Genomic DNA, 18,338 nt, shown 5'->3' with positions numbered 1-18,338 from the left:
ATATTCGATAGGGCCAGTTTCGTTTGTTGTAAGGAATATCGTTCCTGCCGCCGGCAAGATATCCTTTACAAAAGCGCGGTCAGGACTTCGCCAATATCCTTCCCTATGCAGAGAGACCGGGATTCGATTTCCGGCGGGCAGTATGCCTGATCCAGGTTGATACAGGCATAGGCAGCCCGGGAATTGGCCAGGGTCATGCGCCAGAACGGATATTTGATAATGACCGGCGTATTGCCGCCAACCCCCAGTTCCAGAAAGAGAATATGCTGTCCCTCGTGGCCCTGCAGGTACTCCTCATACCGCCGGGCGGCGATGTGCCAGCCTTCATCCTCCACAAAGGTATCATCCGCCCGCAGATTCATGGACATGGGCGCGCCACAGACCGGACAGCGGGGGATCAGTTCACTGGGAATTTTTCGATCCTTTTGTTCGGCCACCATCTTCTTGACAATGGTTTCGTTGTCATAGGTCTTTTGGTGGCAGGGCCTGGAGCACTGCCACAGGCCATAGTCGCCCTGGGTATAGAACAAACGCCGCTTGTCAAATCCGGCCTTTTGGAAACAATGATCCACATTGGTGGTCAGCACAAAATAGTCCTTTCCCTGCACCAGCTTCAAAAGCTCCTGATACACTGGTTTTGGGGCGTCCAGATAGCGATTGATGTAGATATACCGGCTCCAATACGCCCAATGTTCCTCCAGACTGTCAAAGGGATAAAAGCCGCCTGAATACATATCGCGGAAGCCATACTTTGCAATAAAGTCCCCGAAATATTTTTGAAAGCGTTCGCCGGTATAGAGAAACCCGGCGGAAGTGGAAAGCCCGGAACCCGCTCCGATCACCACAGCGTCCGCCGTGTCCAATTCCTGTTTGAGCCGTGCGATCTTATCGCAGCAGGCGCTTGTAGATTTCATAGTCTCTATCCTTGAAAACATTGAAGATCACCTTGATTTTGTCCGGATTTTGCCGCTGCCATCCTGCCACCGTCTGTATGGCAATCTCTGCGGCCAGTTCATTGGGAAAGTGAAACTCTCCGGTGGATATACAGCAAAAGGCCACACTGTGCAGCCCGCTGGCTTCCGCAAGCTCCAGGCAGGTGCGGTAGCAGCTGGCCAGCAGTTCCCGGTCTGCCTGCGTGACGGCTCCACAGATGATCGGGCCGACGGTATGCAGTACATAGCAGCAGGGCAGGTTGTAGGCTTTCGTGATTTTTGCGCGGCCGGTGGGTTCTTCCTCCTGCCCGGCCATGAGGCGGGCACACTCCAGGCGGAGCTGCACCCCTGCATAGGTGTGAATGGCATTGTCGATGCAGCCGTGGCAGGGCACAAAGCAGCCCAGCATCTGGCTGTTGGCCGCGTTGACGATGGCATCCACCGCCAGTGTGGTGATGTCTCCCTGCCAGAGATACAGCCCGGGACGCACCGGCGTCAGGTCATCCAGCTTTGTCACGCCCCGCTGTGCGAGACGCTCTTTCAGGTAAGCGTCCTGCACCTGCAAAAAATCCTCACGGGCCGGGACGGGCGGACGCACATTCATCAGGTTGCGCAAAAGCCGCCGCTTTTCCTGCAGGGAATCCGGCACCGGGATCTCTTCATATTCGTTTCGTTCCGCCAGCAGAGCATGGAGCAGAAAATTCAATCGTTCGTCCTGCGTCATCTTCTCATCTCCGTTCAATCGTCCTTGCCGGGCAAATTTCATAGCAATTTCCCCAGTGCAGGCAGTGTTCTTGCCCTTTGCTGTCAGAAAATAAAGGCCACTTTCATCATACCCCCTGATGTCAATCGCACAGGTGGCAGGGCCTCCTTGGCTGTCCACGGTGGCAAAAACGGCAGAGTGGTAGGGTCCACATCATGCTGCTTACAGGTCGTACTCTCTGGGCGGATTGCCGGAGAAGTCAGCGATCACCGCATGGGCATCCTTGAGATAGAACACTTCAAAGATGGGATTAGTAGCCTCGCCGTACTGCCCCTTGACGATGGGGTTCTGGATGCACATCTCCTTGGCGGCCATGTTATTTTCAAACACAGCCTCGCCGTTCAGACGGATCCACGCATAAGCCGGGCTGGAAACAGAAATCTCGATGTTGGGGTTGGCCTGCATATCCTTGTAGACGTCCTTCCGGTTGTTGGTGCAGAACCACAGCTTGCCGTCCATCTCTCCTGAAAACATGAAGGGGCGGCACTTGGCTTTTCCGTCACGGCCGACAGTGGCCAGATACTGCACGGGATTTTCCTGCAAAAACTTCACAACATCATTCATGATACATACCTCCTGGTTGGAATGTGGGGTTTGGAATTGCAACTTTTCTCTTGCAGGATTATAATAATTCAGTAAGTATCTATTGTGAAGTAAGCACTTTTTTGTGCTATAGTCACTAAAAAGAAACTATTGGAAGGCGTGATACCATGCAGCAAACAAAAGAATTACCTGCCTGCCCGGTAGAGACAACGCTTATGCTGATCGGTGATAAATGGAAGGTCCTGATCCTGCGCGACCTCATGCCGGGAACGAAGCGGTTTGGAGAGCTCAAAAAGTCCATTGGCAGCGTTTCCCAGAAAGTTCTCACTGCCCAGCTGCGGGACATGGAAGAAAAAGGGCTGGTGAGCCGCAAAGTATATGCGGAAGTTCCGCCGCGGGTGGAGTACAGCCTGACAGATCTGGGAAAAAGCCTGAAACCCATTCTGGACGCCATGCGGACATGGGGGGAGAACTATAAAGCGCAGAACATGTGAAAAGCTGAGGGGGCAGCCTTAAAAAGGGCTGCCCCCTCAGCTTTTGGTCGGTCAGAGCGGGCGGAAACATTCTGGCAGAGTGTCTTCGACGGCCTTTTTGACAATACGGCACTTGAAAGCCCTGTCTATGGGACCGGACCTGTGCTATGCTTAGGATAAGCAAACTGTAATGGCTTGCGGTGAGGCAAAAATGTGAGGAACAGGGAGGAATCAAAGTGGCGCTGGATCGGTACGCAACCGCTGTGGAACGGACGATTTTCAATTGGTATTTTGGCGGGGAAAATGCCCCGGTGGAACCGGTGTTCAACACGCTGCAGATGGGGATCAGGCATGGCATGCAGGTGTATGTTCCCATCGAGACGCCGGATGTTCTGGCCCGGATGTTGGGAGATCCGGAAAAATTGAAAGCAGGGGATACCTATACCTGTGGCCAGGAGGTGCCCATACGCTTTCGGCACATAGCGGAGGATCCGGAAGGAAACTACCTGATCCCCGTCTTTACCAGCCAGGAAGAGCTGGATAAAGGGGAATCCTCGTCGGTCATCAACCAAACCTTTGGGGATCTGATAAAGGCGCTGGACCGCTGGCCGCAATGCCAGGGCCTTGTGATCAACCCTTGGGACAAGAGAATGATCCTCACAAAAGAATCCCTGGAAGTTGTAAAACGGCATGTCCCGAAATCGCACATCAGCTTTGTGCGAGGGAGCGTACTGGACCTGCATGTGGACGCGATCGTCAATGCGGCCAATAAGAGCCTGCTGGGCGGAGGCGGTGTGGATGGAGCCATCCACCGCGCGGCCGGGAAAGAGCTGCTCCAAGAATGCCGGAAGCTGAACGGCTGTGAAACGGGGGAGGCCAAAATCACCGGCGCGTATGCGATCCGGGATGTGGATCACATTATCCACACCGTGGGGCCGGTTTACAGCGGAAAAAACAGGGACGCCGACCTGCTCTCCGCTTGCTACTGGAACAGCCTGGAAGCAGCGCGCCAAAATGGCTGCGGAAGTATCGCCTTCCCCGGCATTTCAACGGGAGTGTACGGATATCCTCTGGACGAGGCGGCTGTGGTTGCGCTGCGCACAATCGTCCGCTGGTTCGAGGCCCACAAGGAGACCGTGATGAACGTTTACCTCTGCTGCTTTAAAGACGCCGAATACGAAGCGTTCATGAGATTGCTCCAATAACAGGCGCGGGTATCGGCAGGGAGACGCTGCGGGAAGAGCCCCGTAAGCTGCCTTTCGCTGGCCGCTCAACCTATCTCGTTGTAGTCGTCCTCGGTGCACCGGCGCAGGATCACCTTGGTCTTTTCAATCGGGAAGGGGACATCCGCCGGTGCGAAATACTCCACTTTGACAATCTTGGCAATGGAAAGGTGATTGTCACTTCCGGCAGGTACCACCACGTCATCGCCCGCATCGAGAGAATCATCCTCGGTGCGGTAATAGTAGGTTTTCAGGCCATTGTCAAACACCACGCTGCAATAAATCAATTCTCCCTTTTTCCGCCGGCTTTTCTCATATACTTCAGGGAAAATCATCTCGCCGAAGCTGAACTCCTGAATCAGTGAAAAAATAGGCCGCATGAACTGGGGATAATCTGCAGGGAGGCAATTTTTGTCGTAGGAGCCGGAAATCCTTCGCTCCCGATTTCCTCGGTAGCGGATGGTGATCAGATACGCGGTCGAACGCTTTGGATCCTGTACAAGATATTCTTCCCCGTCGGTTTGCTCTACACCCAATTCCGTTTGGGGATAACTGTCCGCAAACAGAGCTCCTTCGGAAAAACGATCCAGGAGTTCGGTCACCTGCTCTTTCAGTTGATATTTATGGGTGACAGAGCATCCAGGGGCAAGCTCGAACTGCAGTTCCAGAGTTCCCGAAAAGCGATCAAGGATCAGATGCTCCGAGTGAGAGCGGGTAAAGGATTGCCAATGTGCTCGTTCCTCGGCCGTTCGGGGATACACAGTGGTGGTGCGGCAGTAATCCACCTGGATGCGGTCAATTTTAGGTCCGTGGGTTGAACAACTCATATCTGCTTTGCCCCTTCCCCCAAAGCTTTACCGTGATGCCAGCCCCCGGTAAAACGCCCGCGCTTTTTCCAGATCCTCCTCGTTGGGGCGGCCCTTGGCGAGGCCGCCCACCAGCTTAAAGGGGCCGAAGGTGTCGTAGCCCTTGCAGGAAAACTCCCCCAGCAACGGGCAGCCCTTTTCCCGGGCGATCTGGCGCAGCGTCTTCGTACCGTTGCCCTTTGTGCCGCCATAGGTGCAGACGAAAAATACCGGTTTGCCCGCGGGCAGATACTGTCGGGCAAAAGCGATCAGCGCCCTGTGCATCTCAAAGCCATAAATGCCGGAGGCAAATCCCACGCGGTCGTATTCCTCCAGCCGCACCGTCTGGCGGGTGCGCACATCGATGAGGTCAGCGCCGCCCGCCTCGGCCATGGCCTCCACCACCTTTCGGGTATTGCCGTGGTGGCAGGAAAGATAGCAAATTGCCGTTTTCATGCGTTGCCCCCTCCCTCATATGTCCAGCCGAAGTCGTTGTGGTAGATCATCTGGCGGGTCATGCCGCCGTCAATGCAGATGTTTTCGCCGGTGATGAAGCCCGCCTTATCCGAGCAGAGGAACAGCACCATGTGGGCGATGTCCAGCGGATCGCCCACCCGCCCGGCGGGCTGCTGGTCGGCGTCCGGCCCGGTCCACACCGTATCGCCGGTCTCGATCCAGCCGGGCGAGATGCTGTTCACCCGCACCTTGCCCGCAAGGCTCACCGCCAGAGCGTGGGTCAGGGCCGAGATGCCGCCCTTGGCCGCCGTGTAGCTCTCGGTCTGGGGCTGGCTCATACGGTCCCGGGAAGAGGAGATGTTCACCACCGATGCCCCCGGCGCAAAATGGGGAGCGAACAGTTTGGTCAGATAGAAAGGGGCGGTCACCCCCACCCGCAGGGCATAGTTGAACTCCTCCCAGCTGCACTCGTCGATGCCCTTCATCAGCGGGAGGGCGTTGTTGATGAGATAGTCCACATGGCCATGCTCCGCAATGACTTTGCGGGCAAACGTTTCCAGCGCCGCCTGGTCGGATACATCGCCCACAAAATACTCATTCGGCAGCAGGTCGATGACGCACACCGCCGCCCCGGCTTTGCGGAACTCCTGGACAATGGCTCTGCCGATGCCTTTGGCGCCGCCGGTCACGACGGCAACTTTGTTTGCAAACATGGTGGTTCCTCCTCAGATCAAAATGCCCTCGCAGTGGTCGATCTCATGCTGAATGATCTGGGCGGACCAGCCGTTCCAGGTCTTGAACCGCTGGCGGAACTGCTCGTCCTGGTATTTCACCTTGATGCTCTTCCAGCGTTTTGTCTTGCGGGTGCCGGTCAGGGACAGGCAGCCCTCTTCGGCCTCATAGGGGCCGCTTTTCTTTACGATTTCCGGGTTGAACAGCACCCGGTAGACCCCCTCGTCATCAAAGGCGATGATGCGTTTGGCCACGCCGATCATATTGGCTGCCATACCCACGCAGCCGTCGGCGTGGGCTTTCAGTGTTTCCAGAAGGTCTGCCGCCACCGGCAGATCATCCGGCGTGGCGGGTTCAGACTTTCGCGCCAGAAACAGCACATCCTTGCAAATCTCTTGTACCATATCCGTTCTCCTTGTGGGTTTCAATGGCGGTCGCGATGACCTGGGCGGCGAGGCGGGAACCCGCTTCGGTGGGGTGTACGCCGTCGGGGGCGTAGAGGTTCTGGGTGTCGGCCAGTTCGTAAAATCGCCGGCCGACGTCCGCCAGCAGCGCGTGGTTCTCCCGGGCGGCCTGCCGGTATGCCTCGGACAGCGCACGGCTCATTTCATCGTAGCCCCAGCCCCTGGCGGCAAGTTTGGCGCTGCCCTTTTGGTAGGCCCAGGTGGCATAGAGGACCGGCGCTGCGCCGCTCGACCGGATCTGTTCACAGAGCTGTGCCACGCTGGAAAAGAAGCTTTTTGGTGAAGAGATGGGGCCGTGGCTCATCTCCTGCAGCACCACATAATCCCAGTGTTCCCCGGCGAGTGCGGCCTGCGTTTGGGCTCCCAGCCGTGTGGCCGGGTTCAGCTGCTCCGACAGACGCGCCCCGCCCCGGGTGTGGTGGACCACCTCCGCGCCGGTCAGTGCGGCCAGCATTTGGGGCATATCGTTGGCAAAGGTCAGGCTGTTGCCCAGCATGAGGATGCGCATAGGAAAAACTCCTTTCAGCGGCTGCCGCCCAGCACAGCCCTGAGGGCCTTGTCCGTGGCGGCGGGGAAGCAGGCCTGCACCTGCTGAAACACGAGTTCACGGGACCGGGCCGGGTCGGTGGAATAGGCGGAGGCAATGTGGTCGCTGCCCCAGAGCGCCTCCGGCGTGGCGTAGACAGAACGGGGCCAGCCGTAGAGCTGACCGCGCTTGTTCCGGCGCTGGCGAAAGTCCCGGATCAGCAGATACCCCTCCATCTGCAGGTCGGTGACCGTGCCCTCAAAGTTTTTCTCGCCGCCCTTGCCAAAGCCGGCCAATTGCTTCAGGTCAAAGGAGAGCAGTTCGTCCCGCTCAAGGAATTGATCCATGATCTTTTTCTGGCGGGAGGTGGCCAGCTCATCCTCCCAGCGGCTGTCGAAGTCATAGCCGTCCCGCCGCCAGTTGGCAAAATGAGGGAACCATTTGCGGGAGATGAAGCCAGCTTTTTTGCCGAAGAATTTGCCATAGGCTACCCGTCCGCTGCGGGCGATGACCTGCCGCCATTCCCAGGGATCCCGGGCCACATCGCCGCTCCACCAGTCGAAGGGGCAGGTGCGTTCCTCGGCGGAAAAGCCCTCGATCTCATTGCGGAACAGAGGGAGAAAGCCCACCTGGTCGATCCAATCCACCAGCGCCTCCCAGCTGCGGATGCAGGCCGGATCGTCCCGATCTGGCCCGCGCATGATCCATTCGCCGTTCTCTACCGCCATACACTCACCCCGCTTTTTGCGTCGTTACGGAAATTATAGCACAGCCGCAGGGCAGTAAGAAAAGATGCCTTCGAGAATAATTGAAAATCTGTCAAATGAATAGGCCATTAACAGATATCAGCTGGATAACAGATGTGATTGAGGAAACATCAAAAAGGAGAAGTGAAACCGAGGAAAGCGAAAACCGATTTTGCTGGATACATTGAAAATATATGCAACGCTTTATGATACGGGTTTTGGAAAATGACCCATCACGATGAAACGCGAATAAAACAATTCAGACAAAATAGCGTCAGCAGTATATTTTTGCTCCCAAAGTAACAACTGGCGTTGATCGATAGTGTATAAGCCAGTTTTTGGAATACGATCATCGGTAATAACAGATGTAATCCCGTATATTTTACGGTGCTCACAAATCTTTTCCAACCTTTCTTTGTTATCTTTCTCCCAGCCAGGATATGTAGCAGGAAAAGTATTGTCAAACAATAAAACAGGCTGAAATTGTTTTCTGACAGTTAGAGATTCGTATTTTTTGGCATATGCCATTTTGTGCGGAAACAGTGTGCCCATTACAGCAGTGTAAACATCTTGGTATGTCATCAGCATAATTAAGGGCGCCATCATATTCACACTACTGTCAGCAGTGTTGTTGTTTATTAACAAAAGTCGCATTCTTGCGCTGCCATCATCCATTATTTCAAGGAAATTGTTTGTGTGGGCAGGCATGGGCCCATTTGAAGTAGTTAGTCCTCCGGGTGTAAATATAATAGATTGGCCAATGTACGCTAAATTGAAGAAAGGATGCGACTGAGACAATCGGCTGGCGAGAGCTTTTAAATCTGCATTGCAAAATGCTTTGAAGGTGGAACTATCATCTGATGATATTAACACGAAGCCAATATCGATATATCCATATGTATTGCTGACTATTTCGGGAATTGGTGGTATGGAAATCTTCTTCTCCATTTTTTCGAGCTGTTGTTCCCGTTTGATATAAATCTGTGACAACTTCGAAGAATCTTTGATGACACATGAACCGGAAGAAATCCTTTCGTATATTTTTCCGTGATTGGTGATATAGGGGGGCTCGGAACCCTCATCGATTTTAATTACAAATACTGTTTTGGCTCCGAGTATGAACCTTTTAACATCGAAAGAAGGGGTCGGAGTAATACAGTCGTGCATTGTTGTGTGTATTCTTTGTTCATTCCAAGAGCTGCATCCTTCGATTTTTTTGTCGTCAGAAACTCCTAGGAAAATATATCCGCCAAAAGAGTTTGAAAAAGCAGAAACCTCTTCTGCTATTTTCTTGGGTTGGACTTCATCGCGCTTAAGTTCAAAATAAAACGATTCATCAAAATCAATTTTAGAAATAGCTGCCTGAATGTCTGACGAATTTAAATCACACCATTCTTTTCCATTTATATTAACCACTGCCTTTCACCTCTATTCCCTATATTCTGTTTACTATTGCGTTGCAATAATCCCTTGTATCCATTGAATCCCTGCCGCTGTCCGTTGTGCCGGATGGTCGTGGTGTCCACCGGGGTTCAGCTGAAATGTGGTGCAGATGCCTTGACTACGGTAAAATTCGCAGAGGGTTTCGGTATTTTCCTGTACCGTCCGGAGCACCGGATTCCGTGTCTTGCTCTCCCGGTCGCCCAGCGAGAAATAGACGCAGTCCGGCTGGTGCAGGGGCGCGTGGGAAAGTACATACTCCCTGAACCCGGGAAACCAGAGCGAGCCGGACACGCTGGCCGCACGGGAGAACACATCCGTACGATAGAGAGCGTACACCGCGAACAGCCCGGCCAGGGAATACCCCGCGATGCCGCGCCAGATGGGCGGGGTAGGCAGCAGCCGTTCCGCGGCGGGGATGATCTCCTCAACCAGAAGCCGCAGATAATCATCCGCACCGCCGGCGAAGGGCGCGGCGCTTTTGAACACCGCCGGGCTGTCCCAGGGGGACATGTCCCGGTCCCAGTCCAGGCCGCTGATCGTCACCAGGGTCAGCGCCGGGCCGCCTATTGCCGTCAGAGCGTCAAAGACAGCCTGTCCTTCCTCGCCAAAGGTGTTCAGGTACACCACCGGAGCGCCCGGCTCAGCGGCGGGGTACACAGACACGGTTTTGCCGTCTGCCACAAAGGTATCCACTTCGCAACGCTTCCTTTCTGCAATGTCGACGCATGCCTTTACAGCGGCGTGCTTTCTGCCAGCAGTTTTGCCAGCGCTTTCGCGAACGCCTCATCCTGCTCCCTCGTCCGCTTGGCAGGCCCTTTCGGGTGCTTGCCGGCCCGGAGGAGCTTTTTGTTTTGCCATCGGTGCTCCAAAAGCGCGTCGATGTTGTCGGCGGAATATTCCAGACCGTTCTGGTTCAGCACCCGGGCCCGGCGGGCCAGGCACATACTGGCCAGACCGTAGTCCTGGGTCACCACGATGTCACCAGGGCACACGCGATTGACCAGGGCAAAGTCCACGCTGTCCATGCCCTTGTCAAACACCAGTGTCTGTGCGCCCTCCCGCTCTATGCGGTGGGCGGTATCGCAAAGTATGAGCACCGGTATTCCCCAGATGTGGCAGAGGCGGACGGTCAGATCCACCACCGGGCAGCCGTCTGCGTCGATCAATACGGTGGGCATGGTACGCCTCCTTTTGCGTTTGTGCTTTCTGATTTTAGTGTAGTATGAAATTTTGTGATTGGCAAGAATCAGGTTGCGGAGATGCATAGCGGGACTGCGAGAACTGAGGACTAGAAATCTTTGGCCTGAATTTGTGCAGTGCTTTTTGCGAGAGCTCCTTTCTAAAACTTTGCATTACCGGGTGGTTTTTATTTCTGCCAGTTGTGAAAACAAGGAAGCCTAATTAGGCTTCCTTGTTAATCGGGGTTCCCCAAGTAAGGAACCCTACATAAGGAACCCTGGGGTGCTGCCAAACCCGGTACAAGGAACCCCACATAAGGAACCCTGGGGTGCTGCCAAACCCGGTACAAGGAACCCCACATAAGGAACCCTGGGGTGCTGCCAAACCCGTTACAAGGAACCCTACATAAGGAACCCTACATAAGGAACCCTAGGATGCTGCTCAACCAAGCACAAGGAGCCCGGTGAAAGGATCCTTTGCCGGCTCCAGGCCAAAATCTGCGCTTTGTATCTGGAACAGGTTTGGAAAACACAGCGAGAAAAATGACAGAACGAACTTATAATCCGGTTTATAGTACTTGCCTTTTGCTATGCTTATAAGGGGTGGTGGGATAGATGTTACACGTCAAAATATCTCTCCCGGAGGGTGGCTCGATTTGCAAGCATAGCGTTTGGATATCCAAACGCATTTTGCCTTGGGAGAACCCAAACCCCTGTCGTCGTTTTGCTTGGGCCACGAGGTCGAAGCGCCGGTATCGTGTTCGGCAAAGCGAATGTGTATTTCGGAAGTGTCCGTTTTGGAGGCGACACGCTACAAGTCAACTTTGCGTGCAAACGCCGTCAAAATGCGCGCTATAAAAAAGGCTCATCAGGGCCCACTGCAAAAGGAGGTATGTGGAACGAGAAACGGAACAGGAACAGAAAAAGCACGGCTGCGGGAGGTGATGCATACTGGTGGATGAGATGCGAAAGGAACCACGGGAACTGACACCCGCCGAGGCGGTGGAACTCAGCCTGGAACACACGGAGAACGGCAAGGTCGCCAACACCATGGCGAACTACAAACGGGTACTGCAAAGCGATCCGCTTCTGAAAGGGGCCATCTGCAAAAACCTGCTCACCGGGCAGGTGGATGTGGTCAAGTCCCTGGGCTGGTACCGGGAGAGCTCCCCCCTGAGCGATGTGGACATCAAGTACCTACTCATGTACTTTGAGGAGACCTATGGCCTGGTGGTGGAAAAGAAGCTGCAGGACGCGGTCATGGTGGTGGCCAATGAAAACCGCTACCATCCCGTCCGGGATTTCCTCAACTCCCTGGTGTGGGACGGGGAAGATCGCATCCGGCACTGCCTGCACCGCTTTCTGGGCGCGGACGAGGACGCCTACACCGAAGCCGCGCTGCGGCTGTTTTTGCTGGGTGCCATCAGCCGGGTGTTTGAGCCTGGCTGCAAGTTTGAACTCATGCTTTGCCTGGTGGGCGGCCAGGGATCAGGCAAGTCCTCCTTCTTCCGCCTGCTGGCGGGCCGGGACGACTGGTTCTCCGACGATCTGAAACGGCTGGATGATGAGAACGTGTACCGCAAAATGCAGGGACACTGGATCATCGAGATGTCCGAGATGATCGCCACAGCCAATGCGAGAAGCATCGAGGAAATCAAAGCTTTTCTCAGCCGGCAGAAGGAGACCTACAAGGTCCCCTACGAGACCCATCCTGCCGACCGGCTGCGCCAGTGCGTGTTCTGCGGCTCATCCAACACGCTGGACTTTTTGCCGCTGGACCGCACCGGCAACCGACGGTTCGTGCCGGTGTTGGTGCACCCCGAGCGGGCGGAAATTCACGTGCTGGAAGACGAGGCGGCCACCCGGGCCTATCTGGCCCAGGTGTGGGCGCAGGCCATGGCAATCTATCGCTCCGGCGACTTCCGGCTCTGCTTCAACCGGGAGATGGAGGACTACCTGCGCCAGCACCAATGGAACTTCATGCCCGAGGACACCAAGGCCGGGCTCATCGCCGACTACCTGGACCGGTGCGGAGAGCGCATCGTCTGCTCCCGTCAGCTGTTCCGGGAGGCATTGGGGCGCACAACCGAGGAACCGAAACAGCGGGACATCCGCGAGATCAACGACATCATGAACAACACCATCGCCGGCTGGAAAGCCTTTTCCAACCCGCGACATTTCCCCAGTCCCTACGGACGGCAAAAAGGCTGGGAACGGGTATAACCCGGCAACCGTGCTGGGCAAAACGCGACAACAAAGAGGATCGGCCCTTCTGAGATATTCTGTTCCGGGGAGAAGGCTTCTCTTCGTTGCTATCTGTCCGTTGCCGGAGAAAATGGCGGAAACAAGCGACTTTTCGGTGTTCGGCAACGGTGGCAACGGACTTTTTGGAAAAACTCTTTTTGCCCGATCTGCAAAAGAAAAGTTTTTAAAGCTCCGTTGTCAGCACCGGCTGTCGGCAAGTGATTTGAGAGGAGGATGCCAATGGCGTCAATTCAGCAGAGGGGCGATCGAAAGTTTAAGATCACCGTCTGCAACGGGTACCGCCCCGGAGGACAAAAGCGGATGCAGAGCCGCACCATCGACGTGCCCAGGGAGATCCCCAAGCGAAGTGTAATGCAATATGTCCATGCCGAAGCCGAGCGAATGGAGAAACGGTACCGCTGCGGGATGGATGAGGATGACCGCACCACCTTTGAGCAGTACGCTGAGAGCTGGCTTGCACGGCAGACCCATTACAAGCCCAGCACTCTGGCCAGCTATCAGCGAGAGTTGAAAATCGTCTATTCCTACATCGGCGGCATTGCATTGAACAAGCTCCGACCACTGATTCTGGAAGAAATGTGTGCGGAGCTGCGCAAACGGAAAAAGCGCAACGGCGAACCGGTGTGTGAAGTCACGGTGCGCAAGTACCTCCAAACGGTCTCGGCGGTGCTGGAGGACGCAAAGCGGAACGACATTCTGCTCTACAATCCCGCCCATCGGGTGCGAGGTATCCAGGTGGAAAAGAAGGTGCAGCGCATTCCCAGCGAGTTCGAGATGCGCAAGCTGCTGCAATGCATCTTGCAGGAACCACTGCTCTACCGGGTGTTTTATCTGACCGCAATTGCCACCGGGATGCGCCGGGGCGAACTGTGCGCCCTGCGCTGGAACGATCTGCACGGCGGCGGGGCCGTGACAGTGCAGCACTCCCGCAGTTCTGTGCTGGGCCAAGGCATTGTGGAGAGCAGCACCAAAAACCACCGCGCCCGCACCGTGGTGATACCGGATCTGGTGCACGACTACATGGGCGAGCTGTTTTTGGAGCAGGCAAGAGAGGGGAGAATCATCCAGCCGGATGACTACATCTTCTCCACTGCCGAAGGGCCGGTGCATCCGGATTCCTTTACCCGACATCTTCGCAGGCTCTACCAGAAGAACGACTTCCCCGAAGAATATCATCTGCACACCCTGCGGCATTTCTTCGCCACCTACCTGTTGCAGAACAATACCAGCAAACAGGTGGCAGCGGAACTGCTGGGCCATGCTGACACCAGCTTCCTGGAACGCACCTACTGTCATCCTCAGTTGGAGAGCAAGCAGCAGGCTGCATCCGTGCTGGCAGAGTGGATCCAGCCGGCAGAGGACGAAGCATGGGAACGTGAGCAGAAACAAATGAATACGGAGTCTGCCGGATGAACAACAGGGGCGACGGGTAAACCGTCGCCCCTGTTGCTGTTGGTGGCATTGTGGCAAATAGAGAACCCCGTTCTTGTTAGGATTGGTGATAGCAATGTATCGCAGTTGTCGGTATGCTTTGTTGTACCAAAACACACAAAGGAGTGGTCAACACATGGCAAGCATCCGAAAACGCGGCGAGAACAGCTATCTGCTGGTGGTGTCCCGTGGCTATGATTACCAGGGGAACCGGCTGAAACCGGCACAAAAGACCGTCCACCCGCCCCTGGGTCTGACAGCGAAGCAGACGCAAAAGTGGCTGAACGAACAGGCAGTCCTCTATGAGCAGGAAGTAAAACACACCCCTGGCCAGCCGGTGGATCACAGTATGACCCTGGCCAAATACATCGAGATTTGGCTTGAGCAGGTGGCTCCGAGAAAACTCGCAGCCAGTACGCTGACTCGGGATAAGCAGGACATTCGCCGTATACTACCGGCTCTGGGACATTACAAGCTGACAGAGCTGAACAAAGAAATTTTCCGGGATTTCTACGATGCTATGCGCCGGGAGAAAAACGAAAATACCGGAAACATGCTGGCAGAGAAAACGGTGGAAGGCATCCATTCCTGCCTGTGTGGCATTCTGTCCGATGCGGTGGAAGCTGGGTACATCACCCACAACCCTGCATGGCGGGCTTATAAGAAAAAAGGTATACCCAAAGAACGGCCGGTTGCGGATGAGGAAACTGTGCGGCGACTCATAGCGGCGCTGGAAACCCAAAGCATGAAGTACGAAGTGTACTACAAGCTCATTCTTGCCACAGGGATGCGGCGGGGCGAAGCCTGCGGCCTGCGCTGGTCGGACATAGACTGGCGGCAGCGGGCACTGCACATTCAGCGAAACGTAGTCAAGCTGAGCCGGCAGCCCATTCTGGTCAAGGAACCCAAGACACGAGCCGGAATACGGGTGGTCTACCTTTCAAAAGACCTTTGCAAACTACTGCGCGCCTGGGAGAAAGAATGCCGATGGGAAAAGGAGCAGCAAGGTGCCGGTGCGCTCACGCAGGACGACTATCTGTTCCGGCAGCCCAATGGCGACCCCATGGTGCCATGTACGTTCACCTTCCGGTTCAAGAAGATCCTGCGAGAGAACGGCTTGCCGGAAAACCTGAACGTGCACAGCCTGCGACACACAAATGCCAGTATGCTGATTGCCCAGGGAGTTGACGTGCGCACGGTGGCCGGCCTGCTGGGCCATGCCCAGCCAAGCACTACTCTGGACATCTACAGCCATGCCTTTGACAAAAATAAACGCCTTGCCGGGCAGAAACTCAGCGAGGCGATGGGCCTGTGAGAAAATCAGGGCGCGTGTCGCCGGCAAACGGCCTGTGTTGCGCGGGATGAGGTAAGGGCGAGGAACGGTACTATGAAAGCGAAACCCGCCCCAAACAGCGAATTTGGGGCGGGTTTGGAGGAGCAGAAAATCGACCGAAAGGCTGGGAATAACGATTGAAGGTTTTTTCAACTCCGAGTTATTCTGAAATCTGGAACAAGAAATTCAAGAAAACCACTTACATTCCGCATCCAAAACCCAGAAGATAAGTGGGCTTTTATATCCATCAAAGATATGCCATCTTTTCTATTTTTTGAAGTTGTTGTTTCCACCAATCAATCGCTTCTCTTATTACATCTCTACAATCTTCTCCTTCATAAGGGCCATTTACCATTGGTATATAAAGTCCCTCAAGTATTTCGGCCTCAGAAAAAAATGTCGTTTTTCTGTTCTCGTCCTTAATCACCAAGTTGCACCCACTATACTCTCCATAGTTGAACGTATATTCTTTGATGGAGAAATTTCTTTCTTTTTCAATGAACTCATGGAAGATGATCTCGTCTTTATTAGCTTTCAAATTTTTCCACCATGAATCAATTGAGGCGGCAAGACATTTATTCTCGTGATCAACCTTGCCCAACACATGACCCACGCTTCTTAAAATAGTCATACAGGCAATCCAGAGAACACGAAAATCATCTTCATTCTCACATTCTTCGAGCATCCGGAGTGCATTTTCAGCATCAGCAATCATTTCGGCTGCACGCATAGTTTTACCTCCTGTGTTATCCGATACAAACAGTTTATTAAACAAGGCATTAAAAATCAATCCACCTATACTTGTTTGAGTATGATGTGCATGCAGATTGGTTTTGCCGATAGCGGAGACTATAAGTTGGATGATAGGCTCAATTCAAAATTAGCTTGACATAGGCCAGCGGATCGTTATAGATCAACAAGTCTGATTCCAATCTCACAATATCGGCGGATAGGGCAGTACAGCGGGAGTGAACCCCGTCCCAAACAGCGAATTTGGGGCGGGGTTGGAGGAACAGAAAATCGACTGAAAGGCAGCCCTGCGAAATCATATTGTATATGATTTGGTTTGTGACACATTGTGTCACAAACCAAAATCCATACAAAAAGACCGCTATGTGAAAACACAGCGGTCTTTTTGTGGTGCGCCCGACTGGATTCGAACCAGCGGCCTTCCGGGTCGGAGCCGAACGCTCTATCCAACTGAGCTACGGACGCACATGTATGAAAAACGTCGCTTGGACGAATTTCAACTATTGAGTTGTAAGTGGTCAAATAGTAGTCAGGCTACTACAAAACCGGAGGATGGGATGCCGAAAAATGGCTTGGTTATGCGGTTTTTCGGCTGCGCCCGGTGGGGTGTCGGAGTTGTCGGAGTCCAACGCTCTATCCAGCTGAGCTACGACCGCACATTTATGAAAATCGTCGCTGGGACGAGATTCATCGTATAAAATTGTGAAAATCGGGTTGGTGGTCAATTCGTGGTCAGTCTACCGTGAACCACCGGGTGATGCGCCTGCTTTTTCACGTTATGCCGAGCAATTTCTTGCCGATTGCCTAACGTGCCACAGTTGTCGGAGCCGAACGATCTATCCAGCTGAGCTACAACCGCACATCATATAGTACCGGAATCAGCTCTTGCCGAACCGGTACACACTATTATAGCAGACCTTACCCGAAAATGCAAATGAATTTTGCGGACAAAAAGAATCAGTGCCGGACATTGCGCTGCCAGATGGCAAACAGGCCCTCCAAAATCAGGGTGTCCCGGTATTCGATGGGGGTTTCACAGGCGTCCCGGATGCTGGCCGGCAGGGTGCCGGTGGCAATAACCGGGGCGTCGGGAGCGTGGAGTTCGGCCAGAATCTTGGCGGCCATAGCGTCCAGGGTGGCGGCGGTACCGTTTACCATGCCGCTGTGCAGGCAGTCGGTGGTATTGGTGCCAAGCAACCGTTTGGGCGCATTTTCCAGGGCTACCTGAGGCAGCTGAGCCGTGTTCTTGACCAGGGCGGCCAGAGAGAGCTGGGGTCCAGGCAAGATCATGCCCCCCACCAGGCTTCCTTCCTTGTCCACGGCCAGCAGAGTGGTGGCGGTGTCCATGTTCATCACCAGCAAGGGCGGCTTGTGGCGCCGCAGGGCACCCACCACGGCGCACAGCAGCTCAGCACCCAGCTGAGCCGGGTTGTCCATCCGGATGCGCACACCGCTTTTCAATCCGGGGCCGACTTCCATAATCGGGGCCTGGGTCATCTTCTGCAAGGCTTCCCGCAGCCGTCCTGTGAGCACCGGCACCACGCTGGCCAGAATGACCGCTTCGATATCGGCGGGAGCGGCACCGTACAGATCCAGCATACTGATGATCTTGTAGCACAGTTCATCCGAGCTGAGAGAGGTATCCGCGTACAGCCGGGAAGAAAACGCCAGCTTGCCGTCCAGGGCATAGGCGCCGAAAGTGATGTTTGAGTTGCCAATATTCAATGCCAACAGCATGGAAGAGCCTCCTGCTTTCCTTATATATAGGAAAAGGGCCGGGAGTGGCCGCCTTTCGCTTCTATCGTAATACTACTATAATAGGGAGAAAAAAGCAATTCAAAAGGAGCAAATCGAATCTTGAAGAAAAAAGCAGAAACTTGGAGAAAAAAGCGTTGACAAATCGGATTGGACATGATAATATAAATAAACCGTCTCGCGAGGGACGGCAGGCGCTGAGAAAAGAAGTTCATCAAGAACTTCGCAGCTCAAAAAATCTCAAAAAAGTGCTTGACAAAAAGAACTTCACGAGATATAATAAGTAAGCTGTCCCGATGAGGGCGGCGCCAAGCAGGACCTTGAAAATTGAACAAACCTGAAACTTGTGGAACCTTACAGTGTTTGGAAAAACACTTTAATCAATTCCAAAAAAACAAGTAATTCAACAGGACGCAAGCGATTGTGTCTGAGAAATTACAGTGATTTAACACTTTGTAAGTGATTAAATACCATTTATAA

General features: G+C 54.1%; 18 protein-coding genes, 1 tRNA gene and 1 pseudogene. 5 read left to right on the top strand and 15 right to left on the bottom strand.

What is annotated here, in order from left to right:
• Positions 1–65: 65 nt before the first annotated feature.
• The 3 genes from H6B15_RS03690 to H6B15_RS03680 form a co-directional block, all read right to left on the bottom strand.
• Positions 66–914 carry an SIR2 family NAD-dependent protein deacylase gene (locus H6B15_RS03690; protein WP_204646259.1) on the bottom strand — a complete coding sequence of 283 codons (849 nt, stop codon included), beginning with the start codon at positions 912–914 and terminating at the stop codon, positions 66–68.
• Entirely contained in the window at positions 886–1,656 is a 771-nt protein-coding gene (locus H6B15_RS03685) for a protein-ADP-ribose hydrolase (RefSeq protein WP_204646449.1), read from the bottom strand. Before H6B15_RS03685 ends, H6B15_RS03690 begins: the two co-directional genes overlap by 29 nt.
• Positions 1,657–1,857: 201 nt before the next feature.
• Positions 1,858–2,259: a pyridoxamine 5'-phosphate oxidase family protein gene (locus H6B15_RS03680; protein ID WP_204646258.1), complete on the bottom strand. Its 402-nt coding sequence runs from the start codon at positions 2,257–2,259 to the stop codon at positions 1,858–1,860.
• 146 nt (positions 2,260–2,405) lie between these two features.
• Here H6B15_RS03680 and H6B15_RS03675 point away from each other — a divergent pair, with 146 nt between their 5' ends.
• Both H6B15_RS03675 and H6B15_RS15835 read left to right on the top strand, forming a co-directional pair.
• Positions 2,406–2,732, top strand: coding sequence for a winged helix-turn-helix transcriptional regulator (locus tag H6B15_RS03675; RefSeq protein WP_119979959.1), 327 nt, complete (start codon positions 2,406–2,408; stop codon positions 2,730–2,732).
• A 215-nt stretch (positions 2,733–2,947) separates the two neighbouring features.
• On the top strand, positions 2,948–3,916 hold the full coding sequence (locus H6B15_RS15835; RefSeq protein ID WP_204646255.1) for an O-acetyl-ADP-ribose deacetylase: 969 nt from the start codon (positions 2,948–2,950) through the stop codon (positions 3,914–3,916).
• 65 nt (positions 3,917–3,981) lie between these two features.
• On the opposite strand, the gene H6B15_RS03665 is transcribed toward H6B15_RS15835, so the two are convergent.
• From H6B15_RS03665 to H6B15_RS03625, 9 genes are all read right to left on the bottom strand, one after another.
• Entirely contained in the window at positions 3,982–4,761 is a 780-nt protein-coding gene (locus tag H6B15_RS03665) for a hypothetical protein (RefSeq protein ID WP_204646254.1), read from the bottom strand.
• 27 nt (positions 4,762–4,788) lie between these two features.
• On the bottom strand, positions 4,789–5,235 hold the full coding sequence (locus tag H6B15_RS03660) for a flavodoxin family protein (protein ID WP_204646253.1): 447 nt from the start codon (positions 5,233–5,235) through the stop codon (positions 4,789–4,791).
• Entirely contained in the window at positions 5,232–5,948 is a 717-nt protein-coding gene (locus H6B15_RS03655; protein WP_204646252.1) for an SDR family NAD(P)-dependent oxidoreductase, read from the bottom strand. The genes H6B15_RS03660 and H6B15_RS03655 overlap by 4 nt, the downstream gene beginning before the upstream one ends.
• A gap of 12 nt (positions 5,949–5,960) precedes the next feature.
• Positions 5,961–6,371 carry a peptide deformylase gene (locus H6B15_RS03650; RefSeq protein ID WP_204646251.1) on the bottom strand — a complete coding sequence of 137 codons (411 nt, stop codon included), beginning with the start codon at positions 6,369–6,371 and terminating at the stop codon, positions 5,961–5,963.
• The gene (locus H6B15_RS03645; RefSeq protein WP_204646249.1) at positions 6,322–6,939 is read right to left on the bottom strand and encodes an SGNH/GDSL hydrolase family protein; all 618 of its coding nucleotides are present in this window, start codon (positions 6,937–6,939) and stop codon (positions 6,322–6,324) included. The genes H6B15_RS03650 and H6B15_RS03645 overlap by 50 nt, the downstream gene beginning before the upstream one ends.
• A gap of 14 nt (positions 6,940–6,953) precedes the next feature.
• Positions 6,954–7,685, bottom strand: a complete 732-nt coding sequence (locus tag H6B15_RS03640; RefSeq protein WP_204646248.1) for an AlkZ-related protein — start codon at positions 7,683–7,685, stop codon at positions 6,954–6,956.
• A gap of 222 nt (positions 7,686–7,907) precedes the next feature.
• Complete coding sequence (locus H6B15_RS03635) at positions 7,908–9,119, bottom strand: RNA-binding domain-containing protein (RefSeq protein ID WP_204646246.1); 1,212 nt, start codon at positions 9,117–9,119, stop codon at positions 7,908–7,910.
• Positions 9,120–9,152: 33 nt separating this feature from the next.
• Entirely contained in the window at positions 9,153–9,839 is a 687-nt protein-coding gene (locus H6B15_RS03630; RefSeq protein ID WP_345941924.1) for an alpha/beta hydrolase, read from the bottom strand.
• Positions 9,840–9,877: 38 nt separating this feature from the next.
• Positions 9,878–10,324, bottom strand: coding sequence for a YaiI/YqxD family protein (locus H6B15_RS03625; protein WP_204646244.1), 447 nt, complete (start codon positions 10,322–10,324; stop codon positions 9,878–9,880).
• Between the two features lie 963 nt (positions 10,325–11,287).
• On the opposite strand from H6B15_RS03625, the pseudogene H6B15_RS03620 reads away from it, so the two are divergent.
• The 3 genes and pseudogenes from H6B15_RS03620 to H6B15_RS03610 all read left to right on the top strand — a co-directional run.
• A pseudogene (locus tag H6B15_RS03620) lies at positions 11,288–12,541 on the top strand (VapE domain-containing protein); the annotation flags it as partial.
• A gap of 267 nt (positions 12,542–12,808) precedes the next feature.
• Complete coding sequence (locus H6B15_RS03615) at positions 12,809–14,002, top strand: tyrosine-type recombinase/integrase (RefSeq protein WP_204646240.1); 1,194 nt, start codon at positions 12,809–12,811, stop codon at positions 14,000–14,002.
• Between the two features lie 154 nt (positions 14,003–14,156).
• Positions 14,157–15,335, top strand: coding sequence for a tyrosine-type recombinase/integrase (locus tag H6B15_RS03610; protein ID WP_204646238.1), 1,179 nt, complete (start codon positions 14,157–14,159; stop codon positions 15,333–15,335).
• A gap of 265 nt (positions 15,336–15,600) precedes the next feature.
• On the opposite strand, the gene H6B15_RS03605 is transcribed toward H6B15_RS03610, so the two are convergent.
• The 3 genes from H6B15_RS03605 to H6B15_RS03595 all read right to left on the bottom strand — a co-directional run bounded on the left by H6B15_RS03605 (position 15,601) and on the right by H6B15_RS03595 (position 17,840).
• Positions 15,601–16,083: a hypothetical protein gene (locus H6B15_RS03605; protein ID WP_204646235.1), complete on the bottom strand. Its 483-nt coding sequence runs from the start codon at positions 16,081–16,083 to the stop codon at positions 15,601–15,603.
• A gap of 408 nt (positions 16,084–16,491) precedes the next feature.
• A tRNA-Arg gene (locus H6B15_RS03600) sits at positions 16,492–16,568 on the bottom strand.
• A gap of 492 nt (positions 16,569–17,060) precedes the next feature.
• Positions 17,061–17,840, bottom strand: a complete 780-nt coding sequence (locus H6B15_RS03595) for a type III pantothenate kinase (protein ID WP_204646233.1) — start codon at positions 17,838–17,840, stop codon at positions 17,061–17,063.
• Positions 17,841–18,338 lie beyond the last annotated feature (498 nt).

The sequence above is a fragment of the Gemmiger formicilis genome (assembly GCF_016900095.1).
Classification (GTDB): Bacteria; Bacillota; Clostridia; order Oscillospirales; family Ruminococcaceae; genus Gemmiger; species Gemmiger formicilis_A.
The sequence above is the reverse complement of the archived record's forward strand: the minus strand, read 5'-3'. Positions and strand labels throughout refer to the sequence as shown.

Coding starts and splice junctions, on each gene's coding strand:
- H6B15_RS03690 (WP_204646259.1), bottom strand. CDS start 914: ATGAAATCTACAAGCGCCTGCTGCGATAAGATCGCACGGCTCAAACAG.
- H6B15_RS03685 (WP_204646449.1), bottom strand. CDS start 1,656: ATGACGCAGGACGAACGATTGAATTTTCTGCTCCATGCTCTGCTGGCG.
- H6B15_RS03680 (WP_204646258.1), bottom strand. CDS start 2,259: ATGAATGATGTTGTGAAGTTTTTGCAGGAAAATCCCGTGCAGTATCTG.
- H6B15_RS03675 (WP_119979959.1), top strand. CDS start 2,406: ATGCAGCAAACAAAAGAATTACCTGCCTGCCCGGTAGAGACAACGCTT.
- H6B15_RS03665 (WP_204646254.1), bottom strand. CDS start 4,761: ATGAGTTGTTCAACCCACGGACCTAAAATTGACCGCATCCAGGTGGAT.
- H6B15_RS03660 (WP_204646253.1), bottom strand. CDS start 5,235: ATGAAAACGGCAATTTGCTATCTTTCCTGCCACCACGGCAATACCCGA.
- H6B15_RS03655 (WP_204646252.1), bottom strand. CDS start 5,948: ATGTTTGCAAACAAAGTTGCCGTCGTGACCGGCGGCGCCAAAGGCATC.
- H6B15_RS03650 (WP_204646251.1), bottom strand. CDS start 6,371: ATGGTACAAGAGATTTGCAAGGATGTGCTGTTTCTGGCGCGAAAGTCT.
- H6B15_RS03645 (WP_204646249.1), bottom strand. CDS start 6,939: ATGCGCATCCTCATGCTGGGCAACAGCCTGACCTTTGCCAACGATATG.
- H6B15_RS03640 (WP_204646248.1), bottom strand. CDS start 7,685: ATGGCGGTAGAGAACGGCGAATGGATCATGCGCGGGCCAGATCGGGAC.
- H6B15_RS03625 (WP_204646244.1), bottom strand. CDS start 10,324: ATGCCCACCGTATTGATCGACGCAGACGGCTGCCCGGTGGTGGATCTG.
- H6B15_RS03615 (WP_204646240.1), top strand. CDS start 12,809: ATGGCGTCAATTCAGCAGAGGGGCGATCGAAAGTTTAAGATCACCGTC.
- H6B15_RS03610 (WP_204646238.1), top strand. CDS start 14,157: ATGGCAAGCATCCGAAAACGCGGCGAGAACAGCTATCTGCTGGTGGTG.
- H6B15_RS03605 (WP_204646235.1), bottom strand. CDS start 16,083: ATGCGTGCAGCCGAAATGATTGCTGATGCTGAAAATGCACTCCGGATG.
- H6B15_RS03595 (WP_204646233.1), bottom strand. CDS start 17,840: ATGCTGTTGGCATTGAATATTGGCAACTCAAACATCACTTTCGGCGCC.